Source organism: uncultured Campylobacter sp. (genome assembly GCF_905371695.1).
Classification (GTDB): domain Bacteria; phylum Campylobacterota; class Campylobacteria; order Campylobacterales; family Campylobacteraceae; genus Campylobacter_A.
In genome coordinates, this window is sequence record NZ_CAJPMA010000134.1 from 1 (window position 1) to 3020 (window position 3020).

A 3020-nucleotide genomic window follows, 5' to 3' on the forward strand; every position below is an offset into this window, starting at 1 on the left:
ATAGTAAAGGTACCCACGGTTACTACGTTCGCGGTGGAGCTGCCGCTTACCATGCCTGTAAGCCCGCTAGCGATGACGGACGCTTTCGCCGGACCGCCTCTAAATTTGCCGAGCAAGCTAAATGCTAAATTTATAAAATATTGCCCCGCTCCCGCTCTTTCAAGTAGTGAACCAAACAGTACGAATAGGTAGATAAAACTAACGCTAACGCCGATAGGAACGCCGAAAATCCCCTCGGTAGTAAGAAACATATGTCCTGCTAATTTTTGTAAGCTGGCGCCTTGATGCGCGATGACGTCGGGCATATACTGCCCGAAATAATCATACGCCAAAAATACTATGCAAATAACGCCCAGCGCCGGTCCTATCACGCGCCTGCCTGCTTCTAGTAAAATGAAAACCGCAACCGCCGCAAAAGCGATATCTCGCGGCAAGTAGTCGCCCACGCGATCCGCAAGCCCGTAAAATTCGACCGCCGGATATAGCGCCGCCGCTACGCCCGCCGCGCACAAGATCCAGTCGTACCAAGTCATATTAGTATGCGCTTTTTTATGAAATTTTACGGGATAAAGCAAAAATACGAGCGCTAGCGCGAACGCTAGGTGAATCGAGCGAGAGATATTCGTATTTAGCGGGAAATAGGCGATATAAAGTTGAAACACCGACCAAGAAAAACATAAAAAAACCGTGAGGTAATTGTAAAATTTAGCGTCGACCTCTCTCGTTTTTACCTCTACGAACTGTTCTTCATTCTCTTTTAGATTATCCATTATTTTCCTTGGTCGAAATTTAAAAGATTTGATTTTAGCCAAATAAAAATTTTAGTTAGCTTAGAGCGCGCTTAAAATTTTAGCCGCAAGCGCGCTCCGGAATTTTTACTTAATTATGCCGGCTTCTTTAAACGCAGCCTCCGCGGCGGGATGAAGCGGTGCGGATAAGCCCTCTACCAGACTCTCTTTGGTGACCGATTTTAGCGCGGGATGAAGAGTTTTATACTCCTCGAAGTTATCTAAAATGGATTTTACGACCGCTTTTACCGAAGCGTCGCTCGCGCTTTGCTCGGTTACCAAAACCGCCTTAACGCCGATAGTATTTACGTCGCGATCTACACCCTCGTAGCTACCTTTTGGTATCACTCCTTTGGCGAAATAAGGATACTCGTTTAGCATAGCGTCGATCTGCTCGCCGCTAATGTCTAAGATATCGATAGGAAGCGAATTTGCCGCGTCGGTAATATTTGCCGTAGGGTGTCCGACCATGAAGCTATATCCGTCTATTTTCTTATCTTTTAGCGCATGCGGGCACTCTTGCACGGTCAAAACGCCGCGATAGCCGAGTTTTGAAACGTCGAAATTTTTAGCTTTAAATACCGCTAGCGTCGTTACTTCGTTGCCGCTACCGGGATTTCCGACGTTGTATTTTTTTCCCGCCAAGTCCTCTACGGCTTTAATGCCGCTATTTTTAGAGACTACGAATGCCAAAAGCTCCGGATAAATCGCCACTACCGAGCGGAGATTCGCGTCTGCGGCGTTTTCAAATTTACCTTTGCCGTTAAATTTATCGTATACGACGTCGCTTTGCACGAAACCGAACGTTAGCTCTTTTTTAAGCACGTTATTTACGTTATAAACCGAGCCGCCGGTCGATTGCACCGAGCATTTCATCTGCGGGCCTTTATTTACCAGACGGCATATTGCCCCGCCGATAGGATAATAAGTGCCCGTCATCCCGCCCGTACCGATAGATACGAACTCTTTTGCGCTAAGAGTAGAGGCCAAAAGCAAGCTTGACAGCAAAATGGAACTTTTTTTCATTTCGTCTCCCTTTTAAAGATATACCGCAATTGTGGCAGCCGAAGGATTACATAGAGTTTAAAAGCGCCTTTTAGCGCCCGAAATTTGCCATAATTTGTGTAAAATCGAAACCGTTTACGACGTCATTCAGCTTAATTTAGCATTTAAGAAAGGTTTTATTTTTATAAATAGGCCGACTAAAATTTGAACCGAAAAAGTTAGGATAAAGCGTTGCGAGGTTAAATTTTAACGAAGTTAGATTATGCGTTTTTAAAATATACGTCTTGACGAGTAAAATTTGAAGTCGAATTTGTAAATTTAACTTCAAATTTGAACGTAAAACGATAAGGCGGAGTATTTTGAGACGGATTTATGGATTTAAGGACTTTGCCTTCATTGCGGTCGCAACTGCAAGCGGATGCGACGTAAAATTTATCGAAGACCGAAGATAAGATATTAGCCCGCCTTGCCAAATTTTTACTAGATCTGCAAAAAGCGCTCGCGAGACAAGCCGTAAAAATAAGGCGAAGTATTTTTGCGCTAGACGAGGCACTTTTAAATTTGGCGACGGGAGTTACCATGTAGGTAATGACCGAGCCAAATTTAAAAGTAACGAAGTATAGGGCAAAAAGACGAGCCTTAATCAATAAATCTTTTTGTTAAATTTGCGTACGCATCTATCCTTCGGTCTCTCAAAAACGGCCAAATCCTGCGCACTTCTTCGCTTCTGGTCATATCGATCTCGACGATGCGGCACAGCTCGCTCTGGCTATCGGCTCGGAAAAGCTCCTCGCCCTGCGCGCCGAAAACAAAACTGTTGCCCCAAAATTTTATCCCGTCCATCACGCCGCTTTCGTCATTTTCAAAGCCCACGCGGTTTACGGCGATCACGGGCAAGCCGTTTGCGACCGCATGCCCGCGCTGCACGGCGACCCACGCCTCTAGCTGGCGCGATTTTTCCTCCTCCTCGTCGCTCTCAAACCAGCCGATCGCGGTCGGATAGATGAGTAGCTTCGCGCCGCGCAGAGCCATGAGGCGCGCAGCCTCGGGATACCACTGATCCCAGCACACCAAAAGTCCTAGCCTGCCAACGCTCGTATCGATCGGCTCAAAACCGATGTCGCCCGGAGTGAAGTAAAATTTCTCGTAAAAGCCAGGGTCGTCGGGGATGTGCATTTTGCGGTATTTGCCCGCTACGCTGCCGTCTTTTTCGAAGACGAACGCGGT

General features: G+C 46.5%; 3 protein-coding genes. All 3 read right to left on the reverse strand.

The annotated features are described in order from the left end of the window. The coding region (locus tag QZ147_RS08870; protein ID WP_295149469.1) for a TRAP transporter large permease subunit at positions 1-770 on the reverse strand (770 nt) is incomplete at its 3' end. Positions 771-875: 105 nt separating this feature from the next. Beyond that, on the reverse strand, positions 876-1814 hold the full coding sequence (locus QZ147_RS08875) for a TAXI family TRAP transporter solute-binding subunit (protein WP_295149472.1): 939 nt from the start codon (positions 1812-1814) through the stop codon (positions 876-878). 618 nt (positions 1815-2432) lie between these two features. After that, a partial coding sequence (locus tag QZ147_RS08880; RefSeq protein WP_295149474.1) for a nitrilase-related carbon-nitrogen hydrolase occupies positions 2433-3020 on the reverse strand: 588 nt, incomplete at its 5' end.